Source organism: Rhodococcus sp. BP-261, assembly GCF_019835205.1.
GTDB classification, from domain to species: domain Bacteria; phylum Actinomycetota; class Actinomycetes; order Mycobacteriales; family Mycobacteriaceae; genus Rhodococcoides; species Rhodococcoides kyotonensis_B.
Genome location: NZ_JABUCO010000022.1, coordinates 63,965 through 81,240 on the forward strand (window position 1 = coordinate 63,965; position 17,276 = coordinate 81,240).

Genomic DNA, 17,276 nt, shown 5'->3' on the forward strand with positions numbered 1-17,276 from the left:
ATTTTCACACGAACACCATCAGTCACAGTGAATTACATCGGCAGCATTCGTATCTTGTGTCCCGTTCCGACTTCGGATCGGTCTTCCGGAAGCTGGAGGTAGAGCGCCGAAAATGTCGCTGCACCAACAATATTCGTCGCGTTGTTCGTCTTCGCCGTCCGCCTCGAAGGCGATGGTCAGTGTCGATGCTCGGCCGAAGGCTCTCCGTGATGCATTCAGGGGTGAAGGGGTTGCGAAAGCGTTGAGGCCCCGCGTGATTGGCATTGCTACTATCTTCAATAGTAGTTCGTGTACGATGGCACGGACGGGCTGCTTCGGCACGAACGCGACGGAGGTGCAGGGTGCGGCGGGTGACAATGCGCTGGTCCCTGCTGGCAGTCGTTGTCGTCGCAGTTGTCGGCGCGCTGGCGCTGTGGCCCCGACATCCCTCATCCCAGACAGCGGGGCTCGTCGGACCGACGCCTCACCTCGACGACGAGAATCTCCCGTCGGCGGCGCTCGCAACTCGCGCTGCCCTCGATCCGTGCCCGACCTCACCGATTTCACCCCCTCCACCTGGCGAGCTCGTCGGTGTGTCCGTCAGGTGCCTGGGAACGTCGTTGATGTCCGATCTGGGAACTTCCCTGGCCGGTGAGCCCACGCTGCTCAATGTGTGGGCGTCGTGGTGCGGTCCGTGTCGAGAAGAGATTCCGGTTCTGGCTCAATACGCTGCGGAACCGGGTGCCGTTCGTGTCGTCGGCATCAATGTGCAAGACAGTGCCGACGCGGCGTTGAGCTTGCTGACCGAACTGGGGGTGCACTATCCCTCGTTCGACCAGGCCGATGCGGCGTTGCCGATACTCGACGCGCCCCCTGTTCTGCCCTTGAGTTTCTTGATCCAGAGCGATGGAACGATCGAGCGCATCACCTCGACTCCGGTGTTCTACAGCCCAAGTCAGGTGCGGGACGCGGTGACAGCGCTGGAGCGCTGACAGCGCGGCAGCAAGGCGGCGAGGATCAAACGGTCACCGGTACAGGAGCTTTGACAGATTCGGGAGATGTTCATGAACAAGCAGCGGGCAGGTGCGTCCTCGCTCACACGCCGTAGCTTTCTCGCGCTGAGCGCGGGCGGAACGGGCGCCGTCGTATTGGCGGCATGCGGCAACGGCTCGTCGGCAGCGACAGCTGTCGGACCGGACTCCGATCTGGTTCTGAGGGCCGAGGACGCACGCCGCTCGGCCGTCGGTAGACAAGTCGATGTCTCCCTGAGCGCCCAGCCCGCCACGATCGACCTCGGCGGAGTGCAAGTGCAGACATGGGCCTTCGACGGTCGGCTCCCGGGTGCCGAGATTCGTCTGAGCCGGGGGGATGTCCTACGCGCACGGCTCGACAATCGACTCGAGCAGGAGACGACGATCCATTGGCACGGAATCGCTCTGCGCAACGACATGGACGGAGTGCCGGGCATGACACAGCCTGCCGTTGCTTCGGGTGATTCGTTCGGTTACGACTTCACGGTGCCCGACGCGGGTACGTATTTCTTTCATCCGCATGTCGGTACCCAACTCGACAGAGGACTGTATGCACCGTTGATCGTCGAGGACCCCGCCGACGGCGCGGACTACGACCTCGAAGCCGTCCTGGTCCTCGACGACTGGCTCGACGGGGTATCGGGCGACCCCGATCAAGAACTCGAACGGCTACGCAGTACTGGCATGTCGATGGGTGGCATGTCGATGGGAGCGCCCACTGCCCAGTCGCCGCTCGGAGACGATGCCGGCGACGTGAGCTATCCGTACTATCTGATCAACGGCAAGATCGGGTCGGACCCCATCGTGCTCGGCGGGCGGCCGGGTCAGCGAATGCGCCTGCGCATCATCAACGCAGCTGCCGACACGGCCTTCCGGTTCGCGGTGGGCAATCATCCCCTCACGCTCACTCACAGTGACGGATTTCCCGTACAGCCCGAACAGGCGCAGTGCTTGTTGATCGGGATGGGAGAGCGTTACGACGCCATCATCACCTTGCAGGACGGGGCGTTTCCGATTGTTGCCGCCGCCGAAGGGAAGGAGGGGAGCGGGTTCGCGGTGTTGCGTACCGGGCCGGGTGCCGCGCCGCAGGCGTCGATCCGGCCGACCGAGCTTTCGGCTGCCCCGGTTCTGGCTGATCGACTGACTTCGCTCGATACGGTCCGCTTGCCCGTACGTGAGCCGGATCGCACGTACGACATCGTCCTCGGGATGCAGATGAGCGGGTACACCTGGACGCTCAACGATCAAACGTACGATCAGCACACACCCCTCGACGTTCGCGAAGGTGAGCGGGTACGACTTCGCTTCGTCAATGCCACGACGATGTTTCACCCCATGCATCTGCACGGGCATACCTACGAGGTTGTCAACGGCACCGGATCAGGCCCGCGGAAGGACACATCGTTGGTCTTGCCGAACCAAACTGTCGAAGTCGACTTCGACACCGACAATCCCGGCCAGTGGCTTCTGCACTGCCACAACCTCTATCACGGGGAAGCAGGAATGATGACGTCGGTTTCCTACCTGGCGTGAGACCAGCTGCATTCGAGGCGTGCTCGGCCTCGCCAGGTACCCGTTACCGAAGGTTCGGGCAGTCGGCTCGTTCGGCGGGATAGAGTGATCACGCGTCTAGGAGGCACACATGCAGGGTTTGGGAGAGCTCGAAGCTCTGGTGATGGACGTGGTGTGGGATACCAGCTCCGCAGTCCGGGTCCGTGACGTCATCGACCATCTCGAAGATGGTCGGGAACCGGCGTACACAACCATCCAGACGGTTCTCGACAATTTGCACCGCAAGGGCTGGGTACATCGACAACGCAACGGCCGGGCATATTGGTACGAGGCAACCCGAACCCGAGAAGAAGCTGCCTCCGACGCCTTGCGGGTACTTCTCGAATCGACCGGAGACCCCACGAACGTGCTGCTCCACTTCGCTCGCGGTGCTTCCGACGCCGAGTCGAAGGTACTCACTCGCGGTCTGAAAGAGCGTAAGAGGTGACCGCCGTTCTGCTGTGGGCTATCGGTGGACTGTTGGTCGCGGCTGCGGCGCCATCGCTGATGAGGTCGATGATCGCGAGAGGCATCGATGCGTACGTCACCCTCCTGACGTGGTTCGCTCTCGTCGCGGGCACCCTGGTCAGCATTGCGGTACCGGTCGCGCTCAGTGCGATTCCCAGCCATGGAGGCGTGACGACCCTGGTCGGCATCGCGCAGCAGTGCTGGCTCGTCATCCACGGCGACGTGCCCGCTCGCATCGAAGCCACCGTCGGAATCGTCGGGATTGCGGTACTGGGATGCGGCGCAATCCGCTGGATCATCCACCTGAGGGGCGCAGTGCGCGAGCGTCGGCAATCGTACGAGCGACATGTCTGTTTGCTGCGCATCATCGGCGGACACGAAGCATTGTCCGGTTCGACTCGGCCGGTGTCGACACTGTGGCTTCCCTTGGACAGCCCCCTCGCCTACAGCATCGCGGGACGACCGGCGATGGTCGTTGCCAGTGAAGGACTCCGTGCACAGCTGGGGCCTGCTGAGGTCGCAGCGGTCCTCGCACACGAACATGCGCACATCGATGGCCGGCATCATCTGCTGGTAGGTATCGCCGAGTCGGTGGCCTATGCGTTTCCGTGGCTGCCGATCATGCGGGAATCGCCCTCACTCGTGCGGGCTCTGGTCGAACTCGACGCAGATGCTCGTGCGGCACGCTCGCACGGCCGAGGCCCTGTGCGGCGGGCCCTCACGTCGTTGCGCCCGCACTCGGTTCCTCTGCCCGCGCTCGGGATGTTCTCGGACACCACCGCTGTGCGCCTCGATCGTCTCGCGGTGGACCAAGTGGTGCCGCAAGCCCCCTTTCGGTGGGCTCGGGCGTTCGCCGCGTGCACCGCAGCTGCCTTGCCTGCGTTGCCGGTACTCGCTCTGCTGGGGGCAATGACGATGGCATCCTGCGCGGTCGGATAGAGACCGGCTGGCGCACCGACATCACCTCCGCTGCCTCCGTGTCGACCCCCGGCTCTCCCGGCTCTCCCGGCTCTCCCGGCGCGAGAAGCGATCATCGAGACCGAGGAGCGGCGATGACCCCTCGCACTGCCCCGAGACTTCGGCCCTGACCGACTCTGTGCCCCACACCATTTGCTTTCGCGAGCGAGTTTCTCCGCCGGAGCCCGATCACCGCCCTGGAGAAGGCAACTCTCGAGCCCCACGTGCCCTATGCGCGAGATGGCCGTTTCGGCGGCCAGGGCACTGCAGCGGTGCGCCGGGTGTCACCCCGCTGTCGAGGTACGACCCGGGCAGTAGCGTTGACTCCCACTCGTTTCCGACTTCACGATGCACCGCGAACAAGTCGATCCAGGCCTTGTGCTGAATCGTACGCACGGCCACCTTCGGCAAGACGATGTCCGGGTCGGCGTTCGCCAGTGGACGGGAGCGATCATTCTTCGATGGTTCGTCCGGTGTTTTGCCACGCGAGCATGCCGCCTTGCAGTTCGACGACATCGGTGTAGCCAAGAGCGGCAAGGGTTTTCGCTGCTGTGGCGCTCATCGTCCCGGTGCGGCAGTAGATCGCCAGAGGTGTGGTCCGATCGGGCGGCAACGCCGCGGCTTGTTGTCGGATCTGATCGAAGGGGAGACTCGAGTCGGTTCCAGGGAGCTGGCCCTCATCGGGGGTATGGACGTTGATCGTCACCCGACCCGGGTCCGCGATCGCAGCGGCGAAGTCAGCGGGATCGAGCAGTTCGGCCCGCGACGCGGCGGGTGTGGAGATGGTGGATGCAGTGGACTCGCCGCCGGTGCATCCGGCGAGTGCGAGGACAACGACCAGAGCCATTGCCGATGCCGGACACCTCCTCCGGCGCGACCGGGCCACCGTGTGCGGTGCCGTAACGTCGTGGGATGCACGCATCGAGACACGTTCGGTCATCGCGAGAGCACCTGCGATCCTGCGGCTACGCCGATGAGAACCGCGCAGCAGACGAGCGAGACGGCGAGTCGACCACGGCGAGTGTGTGTGTCGACGCGAAACGAGAACAGCCCTTGCCGGATCAAGGTGTAGGCCGCGATGCTGCCGACGAACAACAGCCCTCCAACGGGAAGGTGGACCCGAAGTAACACCGAGAGTGTCACCCCTGCGATCAACAGTGCGGCAGCGGCCTCGTAGAGCTGAACAGGAATCCTTCTCGTCGCCAGGATGCGGTCGGACGAGAACAGGCCCCACCGAGATCGGGTCGGGCGGCCCGAACAGCAGCCCGCCAGAAAGCATCCCGGACGGCCGATCGCCATACCGAGAAACAATCCCGGGGTGGTTGCATCCACTACTGTCCCGACGTCCATACCCCCGAGTGCACCGCCGACGATCAAGGTGCTCAGTGCAACGACGAGGAAGCCTTGTATACACGCTCCAGCGCGGATGAATGCTCGCACAGGCTGACGGTGCAGGATCAGATACCACGCTTTGGCTCCGACATATCCCAGAATGCAACTCACTGCGGAAATCGACACAGCGGCAGCGACATTGGTGTCCGTACGTGAAAGGAGAAGTCCCTGAAGGATCACTGCAACCACCGCGCCGGCGGCGACCAACCCCGGCCAACTCCACAACCGCACAGCAGGACCGTGGTTGAGTAGCGCCGTGCGGGCGGTGAGCACAGATCTTTGCGGGCGTTCGGTCCTTTCCGCGCCGCCGAGGCGGTGCGCGCTGACCTTCCACTCTCCGCTGGCGACTCCATGGATACGAGCGGTGGCGGCGAATCGGCCCCCGGTAGCTGGGAGCGGTTTCACGACCAGTGTTCGCTCGAAGCGGTCCTTTTCGGTCGGTGGGTGATCGTCGGTCGCGACCCGGACACCGGTGAAGCGGATCGTCAGGTCTTCGGAGGGTTCGACATCGGCAGCAACACCCCAGTACGTCGCCGCGAGCCCCAGAGGTTCGACCTGGGAGAACGCGTCGGAACAACTGTTCGCCTGCGGTGGAGCGGTGTATTGCGGTGCGGGGGCGACATCTTCGGAGGTGTCGGCACGGGTGTGCTTCGGCGGCGCTGCGGTTCCGCTTGTCGTCCCTGTGGTCGGGTCCGACGTCCGCGCCACGGGTCGGACCGGTGAGGTCCTCACGGGCGGCGGGGTTGTGGAGGCCGGCGCGAAAGGCCGGGCGACGGTGGGATGCAGTGCGCCACTGCGTAACGAGTGGCCTCTGCTCAGAAGGTAGTCGGCGGCGACGGCACTGACCTGCGCATGTGAGGCGGGGGCGGGATCCCCTGCGTGGAGCCCGGTACGCACGAAGCCCTGTCGAGGAGTCGGTGGGCCACCTCCCGCGGATCGTTCGGCAGCGGTCCGTCGCTGTGTCGTTTTCGATCGTGACTTGCTGGATTTTTTTCCCACGGGTGGCCTCCATCATCGCCGTCGCGGCGACGGTGTCTCGACAGCGAACTACTATCCACGATAGTAGCTCAACTACTAAGGGCTATAGTAGTTAGCGTGAATGGTCGTAGTGCGTATGTCGGCCGGTGGTCCGGTGCGAGAGAGGGGTGACACCATGGACATGGGCAGTGCAATGGGGGGCGGATGGGCGATGATGGTGGGAATGGCCGCGTTCTGGTTGGTCGTGACAGCACTAGTGGCGTGGGGAGCGGTTCGGTTGATTTCCGCTCGCCCGCAATCCGAGGAAGACGCTCAGGAAATCCTCGACCGTAGATTCGCGGCCGGGGACATCGATCGAGATTCTTATCGCGCAGCGGTCGCAGAGTTGGCGACAAGCGCTCCACGCAAACGTGCTGCAGCACGGAAATGAGCAGCTGCTGTGGACGGGGTCGTGCGAGCCCGCCCATGCGGCTACCTGCCGACGAGCCGGTCTGGCAGTGTTTCGCCCGGAACGCAGGTGAAGCCGGACAGCGGCGCGTTCGAACGGGCAGCGACTCAGCTGTATGGAAGGTAGGGCCGTAGTGAGCGACACGCCCATCTACGACATGGTCAGTGCTCTCTTGGCGGCACCGCCGCAGGCGCAAGATCGGGGAGAATGTGGTACTCCACCGTCGGAGCCGCGTCGTCTACGATCGAACGGAGTTTCGCGATCATCGAACGGCGATACGCGAGCCCGCCACGCGCGTCGCGATACGAAGTAACTACCCGAAACAGCGCCTCTAGCCGGTGATCAACTCCTCACCAACGCTCGCGAGAACATCGAACGATTCTGCCACGACCAGAACTACGCCTATCTGCGCCAGCCTCGGTTGCGCCGCCGGATCCGTGGGGCCGCGTCCGGCCGGACCGGCATCACCCCCGGTTCTCTTTCGGTCACGGCGGTGTCCCCTACGAAGCGCGCCCGCTATCCGGTCCGCCCGCACTTTCGCTCTCGATCGCGCTCCGGTACGGGTGGTGAGGCAATTTCTCGTGGCTTTATACCCCCATGGGGTATTATTGTTGGAGATCAGGCTCGGATGATCACCACGCTCTGCCCTGCCGCCTGCACTACGTGCACCCGCCACGGTGCACTGGTCCAGGACGCGTGAGCAGCGAATTCGATGGATGAGAGGACCCGCACGATGAACGATCACACCCACCTCGATGCCGACTCCACGGTGGCAAATACACCGAAACGCAGCGAGCAGCCCGTACTACGCTCGGCAGTAGCCGAGACGGAGACTGGGCACTCGGGCCACAACACCGGCGCGCACGTGGAGCACGCCGGCCCCAGCGGTCATGCCGGGCACAGTGGTCACGCTGACCACGGCGGCCATGCCGGGCACGGTGATCACGTCGGTATGTTCCGTCGCCTGTTCTCGATCATGGCGGTCCTCGCAGTCCCGGTCATCCTTGCCTCCGACATGTTCGCGATGCTCGTCGGCTACTCGCTACCCGACGCACCGTGGATCGCCTGGATCTCCCCGGTACTGGGCACCGTGATGTACGCGTGGGGTGGCTCGCCGTTCCTCACCGGCGCGGTCAGCGAAATACGTTCGCGTACACCGGGAATGATGCTGCTCATCGCCCTGGCGATCACCGTCGCGTTCGCCTCGTCGATGGGTGCGAGCCTCGGCCTCCTGGATCATCAGCTCGACTTCTGGTGGGAACTGGCACTGCTGATCGTGATCATGCTGCTCGGACACTGGATCGAGATGCGATCCCTCGCGCAGACCACCTCCGCCTTGGATTCGCTGGCAGCGCTACTCCCGGACACCGCCGAACGTGTCGAGGGCGATGACGTGGTGCAGGTGTCCCCGGCTGAGCTGCAGCTCGGTGATGTCGTCGTCGTCCGCCCCGGCGGCCGAGTACCGGCCGACGGCACCGTCGTCGCCGGATCGGCGAGCATGGACGAATCGATGATCACCGGCGAATCTCGCACCGTCCGCCGCAGCGAGAGCGACCAGGTCGTCGCCGGGACCGTGGCCACCGACTCCGGTCTCCGGGTCCAGGTCACCGCGGTCGGGGAGGACACCGCCCTCGCCGGAATCGGGCGGCTGGTCGCGGACGCGCAGAACTCGACCTCGCGGGCCCAACGCATCGCCGACACCGCCGCCGGATGGCTGTTCTGGTTCGCCCTCGGAGCCGCGGTCATCACCGCCGCCGCCTGGACCCTGTTCGGGATGCCCGACGACGCCGTCATCCGCACCATCACCGTGCTGGTCATCGCCTGCCCGCACGCACTCGGACTCGCGATCCCGCTGGTGGTCTCCATCGCCACCGAACGAGCCGCCCGCGGCGGCGTCCTGGTCAAGGACCGGCTCGCACTCGAAACCATGCGCACGGTCGATACCGTGCTGTTCGACAAGACCGGCACCCTCACCAAAGGCCAACCCACCGTCACCGCGATCGAGGTGACCGCCGGACGCACCGCAGACGACGTCCTCGCGCTCGCAGCCGCCGCCGAAGCCGACTCCGAACACCCCCTCGCCCGCGCCATCGTCGGTGCCGCACAAGAGCGCAACCTCACAGTGCCGCCTGCAACCGACTTCCAGTCGTCCCCCGCCGTCGGAGTGTCCGCCGTGATCGACGGCGCCCGGATCCAGGTCGGCGGACCAGCGCTGCTCGAGCAAGAACATGCAGCCGAACTCGCTGTCGCCGACCGCTGGCGCGGCGACGGGGCGATCATCCTGCACGTCCTCGCCGGCGGCGCCGTGATCGGCGCACTCGCCCTCGCCGACGAAATCCGGACCGAATCACGTGCCGCTATCGACGCGCTCCACGACAGGGGTAGCACGGTGGTCATGATCACCGGAGACGCCGACGCGGTCGCGAAATCCGTGGCCACCGAACTCGGCGTGGACCGCTACTTCGCCGGAGTCAAACCAGAAGACAAGTCGCACAACGTCGCCGAGCTTCAACGGGAGGGACGGACCGTGGCGATGGTCGGCGACGGAGTCAACGACGCACCGGCGTTGGCGCAAGCCGACGTCGGCATCGCGATCGGTGCGGGCACCGACGTCGCGATCGCATCGGCAGGAGTGATCCTCGCCAGCGACGACCCCCGCTCGGTGTTGTCGGTGATCGAACTCTCGCGCGCCTCGTACCGGAAGATGAAGCAAAACCTGTGGTGGGCAGCGGGATACAACCTGATCTCCGTGCCGCTCGCGGCGGGAGTGCTCGCACCGGTCGGGTTCGTACTGCCGATGTCGGTCGGCGCGGTCCTGATGTCGCTGTCGACGATCATCGTTGCCGCCAACGCTCAACTGCTGCGCCGACTCGACCTCGCACCCGACGCCATCACCGGCAATCGGAGCGACAGCAGCCGGGCAACGGAGCTGCAGCGTGAATCGGTTGCGCACAGCTGAGACGCCGCGCTCGAGCAATCGACCAATAGTTCCTGCACGATCGAGCCGAAGGCCGTGTGCGGGTCAGGTTAGCCGAGCAGGCGATCGAAGTCCGGACCCGACGCGGCCATCAACCCGTCCATCTCATGCGCTGTCATCATGCCGCTGCCGGAGCTGTGATCCATTCCGCCCATGTCTGCGGAGGGTGCGGGCTGGCCCCGTTCGGCGAGCCAGGTGATCATCTGGTCCATCTCGGGCTGCGTCTTCTGCGGCACGGGTGTCCCGCCTGCAGTCTCGCCAGAACGCCGCTATCTGTCGAGATGGTTGTTGCAGATCGGGGCGGGTCATGTCAGCGTGTACAGGCCCTGGGGGCTCGCTGCGTAGGCGGTGTCGTAGCCGATGGCCGTCAAGGCCTCGACGGAATCGGTTGCTGAGCGCTGTTGCCAATCAGTCCCGTTGCGACTGCGCCAGGCGTATCCGTCGGTGTCGATGCCCCACAGCGCATTGCCGGCGCCGGCGAGTAATACCAGGTTCGGGGCTCCGGCGACGGGGGAGAACGTTCGGGCGGTGTCCGTGCTGTACTGGAGTCCGTCGGGTGTTATGGCCCATACTCCGGAGTTCGTGATCGCCAGCGACGCCACGGGCACAGCGGCACCGGGGGACCAGGTGGAGCCGCTGTCTGCGGAGACGAGTAGACCGGTCCGACCGTCGAACCCAATCAGGATGCGTTCATCGGCGGTCAACGCATGGAAGTCGACTTTCCCTTCCAGTGACCGATCCGACCACGACATGCCGCCGTCATCGCTACGACGCAATCCCAGTGGATTCGCCGCAGTGCTCGATTCGCCCGGGTGCCCGGAGGTGAAGAGGGTGTCGGTGGCCGGTACACCCGACAAACCCATGAAGTCATCATCGGAAGATCCAACCCTGGTCAGGTTCCCGGCCGGATCGATGGCGAAGAGTCCTGTGTGGCTGCCAGCGAGGACGGTGCCATCGGCGTTGACGTGCAATCCGTGCACATGAGCCAGTGAGGAGGTGAAATCGACCAATGCCGGATCGGCCGCGTCGACAGTGGCTGTGGGAGAGGAACATCCGACAAGACTGAGAGCTGCGATGAAAAATGACAGCAGGATACGGGGGGCGAGGCGGACATAAAGTATGGTTCCCGTTCTGTCGCCGGGGGATCGGTGGCGCATTCGCTTGAGCGCCAATGCCCCTCGATCTCCCAATCGGACGCGGTGGACATGACTGCTTGGGCGGTGCGTGCGGGAGCGACAGACGCTTTGACCATTATCTCCCATTCACTGAGGCGATGTTCGAACGTGGATAGTTCAGTGTTGGACAGGTGCATGAGCAAATCGCGCCATCGACCGCACCGGCTGCATGCAAACGCTCTCCATTTCTTCGCGCGCCTGGCCGTGGTCAACTTTTAAACTACTAGGAATCATAGTATCTCATGCAGGCCGGTGGTCCGGGTCGGTGGATGCGGGCGCGTTTGGGCCGCACCGATGGATCGGGAACGGTGGCGATCGCTGGGCGGCGTGTGCCGCTGACTGTTCGGCGCGACGGGGTGGCGTCGACACGGAAGTCGCAGAGATCTTCGGTGGTGCAGTCGAGGACGTGGCATAGTGCGCCGAGCAGCGCCAGCGGCAGTCTGTCCGGGGTGTTTCCGAGGAGGCGGTAGAGCTGGGAAGCGGATAGTTCGATCCCGATTTCATGCAGTGGGGTCATCAGGTCCGAGATGTTGTTCATTCCGCGTGCGGCCATGACTTCCCGCAGACGCCATTGATATCCGATGCGGTACTGCATGATCAGAACTCCTTATGCTGTTGTCCAGCAGTGGTTTTCGAAGTGGCGAGGCGGTCCGCGGCGGCCTGTAAGGCGGAGGCGACAATTCGGGTGCGATAGTCGGGGGAGACGAAAGTGTAGATCGATGTGGTGGATGCGTGCTCGTGGCCGACCTGCTCTTGGACGAACCGGGTGTCGTAGCCGGATTCGACGAGCATGCTGACATAGGAACGCCGCAGTGAGTGGAAGTCCAGTCCGGGATCAGTGAGTCCTGCCTGGTCGCACAGTGCTGCGAAACTGGTCGAGATCGCTCCGGCGCTGATGCGGTCGGATCGTTCGGTGGGGAACAATGCCGCGCTGGTGCGGCCGAAGGCGGGGCGCGCGCTCGATCCATTGTTCGAGGCAGTCGATGACCCACGCTGTTTCCGTCAGCGGTGAGCACTCCGCGGCGTTTGGGTGGCGATCCTTTGCTGGGTTTGCCGTATCGGACGTAGCAGACACCGAACTGGCCGAATTGCGGAGCGCGTGGGTTCGGCCCGAAGTCGGACAGGTCGAGCATGCGAGTTTCGTTGCGACGCAATCCCCATGCGTAGGCGACCTTCGTGATGGTGGCAGTCCGGAAGGCGACCATCGGGCCCTTGACGCCGGCGTCTCGGCGCTGGTCGACGAGGTCGTCCGCGGTGTCGCACAGGTCCTGCAGCTCGTCGACTGTGTAGGCGCGTTTGCGTGGATCGCGTGCACCTTCTTGAACGTGGCGGGCGGAGTTCGACTCGAAGATGATTTGCACCGGATATGTGCCGAATCGATCTTCGCACTGGGGAATCCACCCATAGGAGGGTCGGTCAGATACGCCATGAACTGTCGGATCGCGCCCTGGTAGCCCAGGACTGTGCTGTGCGCGGCACCACTGATTCCACGGAGTTTGGCCGCCCAGTCGTCCGCCTGCGTCGCGGTCCACGCCCAGGGCCCGTCCACGTCGCAGAAGTCCCGGAACCTGCGCACAACCGAGATTCGACTCGCGATGGTGCCCGGGGAGAGGTTGCGTGCCAACTGTTGTCGCGTCCAGCCGGTCACCATTGCCTCGAACACCGCTTCCGCCGGTCGCAGTACAGCGACCCCGTCGGCCAGCTGCAACTGTGCCGCGCCAGGCGGCAGTTCACCACGGTTCATCGACAGACCCCCCAGTCATTCGCATGATGTGCGAAAGTCTCGCATAATCCGCGAATCTGCGCATCACGCACCAGGTCACACCGCCCGACGATTGGGGCCGGATCCCGCGCCGCGCCCGGCGCGGCCACCAACCGCTGCGACTCCGGCAGAGCTAGGATCTGCATCAGCGCAGGTAGCTGGCACAGAACTCCCGCTCAGGGATGCGGGTGTCGGGGTGGGGTTCGAGTTCGCACTTTCTGCGACTCGCTACAGTGTACTGGTAAACCTGCATATTCGGTCTCGCCATATTCCAACGACTGGTGTCCTGACTGTTGCGTAGATGGCCTACTGTCGGTGTTCGATCGTAAGGTCTGTGCATGCCGTCATCCGAGCGTGAGACTCGCACGATCGACAACATTGCTGTCGACCGAAGCGCCCTGATCAAAGACATTGCGCGAGAGGTCGCCGCGATCGTTCCGGCCGACAACGTCGAGCGTACGCACCGGGACCAAGTCTTGCGCTGGCTGGCAGAAACGCAGGATGTGTTTCGTCGGGTCGCCAACCCGGTCGCTCCCGTACGGCACCTGGTGTCCTACTTCATGGTTTTCGACGTCACTGCTGGACTGGTCCTCCTCGGCGAGCACATCAAGGCCGGCCTGTGGCTCCCTCCAGGTGGCCACGTCGAGCCCGGAGAGCACCCTGTAGACACAGTCGTACGCGAATGTCGCGAAGAACTCGGCATCGACGCCACGTTTCTGCCGGCTGCCGGTCGAAAGCCTGTATTCGTCACCATCACTGACACCGTCGGTTCTGCCAACGTTCACAACGATGTCAGCCTGTGGTACTGCCTGTCCGTCTCCCGCGACACGCCTATGACCATCGACCCGGGGGAATACACCACCGTTCGATGGTGGTCACAAGACGAGATCACAGCAGCAGAGCCAGCGAAATTCGACCCACACATGATCAGAATGCTGAGAAAGCTGAACAAAGACGGCCTACTCGAGCATTCATTCTGACGCCGAGACGAACACTCTACAGTGACGACAAAGATTGTTTTCGGCCATGATTGACCATATGTCCGAGGTCGAAGTCGTCGTTGCCCACCGACAGCGTGCAACCCTTCGCGTCGGCGAGGTGTTCCTCAAGATCGACGCTGATCAGTCCAAGACCGATATCGAGGTCACGGCCATGCGTCTAGCTCCAATTCGGACAGCGCAAATCCTCTGGCGAACACCACCCGTACTCGCGCTTGAAGCGCTGCAGGGAAGACCACTGGGCCACCTCGGCAAACCTTCGTCCATGCCGCCATCGGCATGGACCGCGGCAGGTTCCGCCATTCGACAGCTCCATAACGCACCGCTACCGCCGTGGCTCGGCCGCAGCCTCGACGAGATCGCCGTGGAACTGAACCGGGAATGCGAATGGTTGAACCGGACCGGCCTAGTCGCCCACAGCGTCGTCGCGGCAAACCGCCGCATCGCCGAGGCCGTGCTGAGGCCGTGGACACCGGTGTTCACACACGGTGACCTTCAAGCCTCGCACGTATTCTCAGACAACGTAGAAGTCACCGGCGTCATCGACTGGTCCGAAGCAGCACAGGGCGATCCAATGTACGACATCGCAACACTGACCTTGGGCCACCCTGAACATCTAGATGACGTCGTGACAGGCTATGGCACCGACGTCGACCGTGACGTGATCCGAGGCTGGTGGTCGCTACGCTGCTTACGAGGTGTGCGCTGGCTCGCCGCGCACGGTTTCGACCCGGGCGCGCCAGGCTGCGAAATCGACATACTCAGTAGACAAGCGATGAGCATCTGACATTCACCGAAACACAGGCCGACATAGCCGATTTCTCCAGACCTGGAAAAGGGGACTGCCCCGAGTTCAGTTGACTCGTGGGGTTGAGTGAATCAGGCCGCGTGTGCGGACTGGTTGATTGTCTCAAACTCGATTGGGGTGAGCTTGCCGAGCCTGCGTTGGCGACGCTTGCGATGGTAGGTCCGTTCGATCCAGGTGACGATCGCCAGCCGTAACTGCTCTCGTGTGGACCAACGTTGTCTATCAAGCACATTCTTCTGTAGCAGAGCGAAGAACGACTCCATCGCAGCATTGTCTCCACACGCTCCGACTCGGCCCATCGAACCCTGTAAACCGTTGCGTAACAGCTCATGTACGAACTTTCGTGAACGGAACTGGCTACCGCGATCGGAGTGGACGATGGTGCCGTCCGGATCTCGTTGCTCGACGGCGTTTCGCAGTGCAGATACTGCGAGCGAGGCTTTCATACGGCTGTCGATCGAGTATCCAACGATCTTGTTCGAGTACAGGTCCTTGATCGCGCAGAGGTAGAGCTTGCCCTCGTCCGTGCGATGTTCGGTGATGTCGGTCAGCCAGATCTGGTTGCGTTCCTCGGCGATAAATTGGCGGTCGACGAGGTCGTCGTGGACAGGCGGGCCGGCTTTCTTGTTCAGTCCGCGCTTCTTGGAGAACACGGACCAAAGCCGTTCCTGTGAGCACAGTCGTGCGACTCTGTTCTCGCTGGCGGTGATGCCGCGGTCCGGTAGTTCGTCGGCGATGAAGCGGTAGCCGAACGCTGGGTCGTCGGCATGGATTTCGCGGGCGATGTTGATCAGATGTGCGTCGTCCCAATCACGTTGTGTGACTGGCTGTTTCTTCCATTTGTAGAACGCTTGGGTGGAAAATCCGAGCACCCGGCAGGTCACTGTGACGGGTACTCCGTCGGCAGCAAGGTCGAGGACCAGCGGGTAGATCATTTTGTGCCCCTATGCTGTTTGTCAAGCAGCAGTCGGAGTGCCGGCGTTGTAGGTGGTGCCGTCGCGGAGCATGGCGAACAGTACGTCGCAGCGGCGGCGTGCGAGTGCGACGAGGGCTTGGTTGTAGCTTTTGCCCTGCGCTCGTTTACGTTCGTAGTATTCGCGCGAGAGTGGGTCTTGCAGTGCTGCGAACGCCGAGAGATACAGCACCCGTTTGAGTTTCTTGTTTCCGCGTCGCGATCTGTGTTCGCCGCGGATCGAGCTTCCTGATCGGCGTGTCACGGGCGCGAGACCGGCGTAGGCCGCAAGGTGTCCTGCGGTGGCGAATTGTTTGCCGGAGGTTTCGGTGATGATGCGTGCTTCGGTCCTGATCCCTACTCCGGGCATCGAGGTCAGGACTGGGTGAAGAGGGTGTGCTTGGACCAGTGCTTCGACTTCGGTTGCGACTTCGGATCGTTGGCGCTGTAGTGCGGAAAGTTGTTCGGCGAGTTTGGGGATGACGGTTTCGGCGGCGCTGGTTCCGACGATGACCACGTTCTGCTCAGCCAGGGCGGTGGTGATCTCGTCGGCCAAACGTGTCCCCATGCGTGGGGCGTTTCTGCTCAGTCGGGTCGCGAGGCGGGAGTGCCCCAGGCGTCGGATTCGGTCGGGGGTGGGGTAGGGCGCGAGTAGGTCCAGCACAGCGGGGTGGGCGATGTGTCGGCCGATGGCCCGTTCGAGGGCGGGGTGGATTTGGGTGAGCAGCCCGTGCAGTCGGTTGCTGGTGGCGGTGATCTGCATGGCCAGGTCGTCGTCGAAGCCGCTGAGGATGGACAGTTCGGCCACTTGTGTGTCGGTGATCTTCAGAGTGCGTATTGCGTGTGGGAGGGTGCGGGCTGCGTCGGCGATGATCGCGGCGTCCTTCTTGTCGGTTTTCGATTCACCGGGGTAGAGATCGGCGATGCGTCGCATTGCCAGACCGGGGAGGTAGCCGACGGTGATGTCCATGTCTTGAGCCACGGCGACGGCGAGGGCGCCGATGGTGGCGGGTTGGTCGACGACGAGGATGGTGGGGCCGTGTTGTGTCAGGGTGTTGATCAGTTCTCGGATCCGAGCTTCGTCGTTGGGGAGTGTTCGGTCGAAGAGTGTTGTGCCGCTGCGAGATAGGGCGACTGCGTGGTGGTGTCCCTTGCCGACGTCGACGCCGAGGAAGACTTCGATTTGATCGTGTGTCGGGGTTGTCATCGCATCCTCTCGAGTGGAGATACGGTGCACTGCTGGGTGTGGCGAGTGAGTCTCGGCATCCACGTTACGACGGCCTGAATGTGCGGGTCCGGCCCCTATCAGCGATCACTCCTCGCCTGTCCACCTCGGTGACATCACAAAATTGATCATCGTTCGACGGGTTGACGTAGTCATGCCGAGGTGTCCAGTGCAGTGGCCGGAAAGCGGGTTGTTTCCGACTACGAAAAGGGTAACGGGTTGACATCCCGGGACAGGTAGGCGACGGCGCGGCGCATGACCTCTGCTTCTTGCTCGAGGAGCTTGATCCGCTTGCGAGCCTCTCGCAGCTCGGCGGACTCGTCCGAGCCAGTAGACGTCGTCGAGCCTCGTTCGATGCCGTCGTCGCGGTCGGCGATCTTCAGCCACCGGTGCAGGCAGCCCTCCGAGATTCCGAAGTCCTTCGCGATCTGGCGCAACGGGGCTTCGCCCTTGCGCGCAACAGCGATGACATCGCGGCGGAACTCGTCTGGGAACGCTTTCGGCATGGAGAACATCCTTCCACCGTGAGGAGTGATCCTCACAGATCAGATGTCAACCAAACCTGGGGCAGTCCC

General features: G+C 63.4%; 15 protein-coding genes and 2 pseudogenes. 8 read left to right on the forward strand and 9 right to left on the reverse strand.

The genetic code is table 11. The features are described 5' to 3' along the window. The first annotated feature begins 356 nt into the window (after positions 1-356). The 4 genes from HQ354_RS20480 (at position 357) to HQ354_RS25945 (ending at position 3,968) form a co-directional block, all read left to right on the forward strand. Entirely contained in the window at positions 357-971 is a 615-nt protein-coding gene (locus HQ354_RS20480; RefSeq protein WP_222635478.1) for a TlpA disulfide reductase family protein, read from the forward strand. Between the two features lie 72 nt (positions 972-1,043). Beyond that, positions 1,044-2,543 carry a multicopper oxidase family protein gene (locus HQ354_RS20485; protein ID WP_222635462.1) on the forward strand — a complete coding sequence of 500 codons (1,500 nt, stop codon included), beginning with the start codon at positions 1,044-1,046 and terminating at the stop codon, positions 2,541-2,543. Between the two features lie 109 nt (positions 2,544-2,652). Continuing rightward, on the forward strand, positions 2,653-3,009 hold the full coding sequence (locus HQ354_RS20490) for a BlaI/MecI/CopY family transcriptional regulator (protein WP_222635463.1): 357 nt from the start codon (positions 2,653-2,655) through the stop codon (positions 3,007-3,009). Next, positions 3,006-3,968, forward strand: coding sequence for a M56 family metallopeptidase (locus HQ354_RS25945; protein WP_222635464.1), 963 nt, complete (start codon positions 3,006-3,008; stop codon positions 3,966-3,968). Before HQ354_RS20490 ends, HQ354_RS25945 begins: the two co-directional genes overlap by 4 nt. Before the next feature lie 469 nt (positions 3,969-4,437). Here HQ354_RS25945 and HQ354_RS20500 read toward each other — a convergent pair whose 3' ends face one another. Further along, on the reverse strand, positions 4,438-4,833 hold the full coding sequence (locus HQ354_RS20500) for a rhodanese-like domain-containing protein (protein WP_308115248.1): 396 nt from the start codon (positions 4,831-4,833) through the stop codon (positions 4,438-4,440). Positions 4,834-4,922: 89 nt separating this feature from the next. Next, on the reverse strand, positions 4,923-6,110 hold the full coding sequence (locus HQ354_RS25950) for a prolipoprotein diacylglyceryl transferase family protein (protein WP_222635465.1): 1,188 nt from the start codon (positions 6,108-6,110) through the stop codon (positions 4,923-4,925). Between the two features lie 421 nt (positions 6,111-6,531). Here HQ354_RS25950 and HQ354_RS20510 point away from each other — a divergent pair, with 421 nt between their 5' ends. Together HQ354_RS20510 and HQ354_RS20515 are read left to right on the forward strand one after the other, a co-directional pair. Then, positions 6,532-6,786 (forward strand): hypothetical protein, encoded by a 255-nt coding sequence (locus HQ354_RS20510; protein ID WP_222635466.1) that lies wholly within the window; start codon positions 6,532-6,534, stop codon positions 6,784-6,786. 751 nt (positions 6,787-7,537) lie between these two features. Further along, positions 7,538-9,763, forward strand: coding sequence for a heavy metal translocating P-type ATPase (locus tag HQ354_RS20515; RefSeq protein ID WP_261768959.1), 2,226 nt, complete (start codon positions 7,538-7,540; stop codon positions 9,761-9,763). Between the two features lie 68 nt (positions 9,764-9,831). Here HQ354_RS20515 and HQ354_RS20520 read toward each other — a convergent pair whose 3' ends face one another. The 4 genes from HQ354_RS20520 to HQ354_RS25715 all read right to left on the reverse strand — a co-directional run bounded on the left by HQ354_RS20520 (position 9,832) and on the right by HQ354_RS25715 (position 11,880). Then, positions 9,832-10,017, reverse strand: coding sequence for a DUF305 domain-containing protein (locus HQ354_RS20520; protein WP_308115249.1), 186 nt, complete (start codon positions 10,015-10,017; stop codon positions 9,832-9,834). A gap of 69 nt (positions 10,018-10,086) precedes the next feature. Further along, positions 10,087-10,938 (reverse strand): F510_1955 family glycosylhydrolase, encoded by an 852-nt coding sequence (locus tag HQ354_RS20525; RefSeq protein WP_261768966.1) that lies wholly within the window; start codon positions 10,936-10,938, stop codon positions 10,087-10,089. 241 nt (positions 10,939-11,179) lie between these two features. Continuing rightward, positions 11,180-11,551, reverse strand: coding sequence for a helix-turn-helix transcriptional regulator (locus HQ354_RS20530; protein ID WP_222635468.1), 372 nt, complete (start codon positions 11,549-11,551; stop codon positions 11,180-11,182). Positions 11,552-11,553: 2 nt separating this feature from the next. After that, complete coding sequence (locus HQ354_RS25715) at positions 11,554-11,880, reverse strand: site-specific integrase (protein WP_261768958.1); 327 nt, start codon at positions 11,878-11,880, stop codon at positions 11,554-11,556. Between the two features lie 1,176 nt (positions 11,881-13,056). Between HQ354_RS25715 and HQ354_RS20540 the strand changes: the two genes are divergently transcribed. Together HQ354_RS20540 and HQ354_RS20545 are read left to right on the forward strand one after the other, a co-directional pair. Continuing rightward, positions 13,057-13,698, forward strand: a complete 642-nt coding sequence (locus tag HQ354_RS20540) for an NUDIX hydrolase (protein ID WP_222635469.1) — start codon at positions 13,057-13,059, stop codon at positions 13,696-13,698. A 58-nt stretch (positions 13,699-13,756) separates the two neighbouring features. Next, on the forward strand, positions 13,757-14,503 hold the full coding sequence (locus HQ354_RS20545; RefSeq protein ID WP_222635470.1) for a phosphotransferase family protein: 747 nt from the start codon (positions 13,757-13,759) through the stop codon (positions 14,501-14,503). 92 nt (positions 14,504-14,595) lie between these two features. On the opposite strand, the pseudogene HQ354_RS20550 reads toward HQ354_RS20545, so the two are convergent. The 3 genes and pseudogenes from HQ354_RS20550 to HQ354_RS20560 all read right to left on the reverse strand — a co-directional run. After that, positions 14,596-15,462 (reverse strand): annotated as a pseudogene (locus HQ354_RS20550) (IS3 family transposase); the annotation flags it as partial. Between the two features lie 18 nt (positions 15,463-15,480). After that, complete coding sequence (locus HQ354_RS20555) at positions 15,481-16,683, reverse strand: IS110 family transposase (RefSeq protein WP_222635471.1); 1,203 nt, start codon at positions 16,681-16,683, stop codon at positions 15,481-15,483. A gap of 233 nt (positions 16,684-16,916) precedes the next feature. After that, positions 16,917-17,207 (reverse strand): annotated as a pseudogene (locus HQ354_RS20560) (transposase); the annotation flags it as partial. Positions 17,208-17,276: the final 69 nt, after the last annotated feature.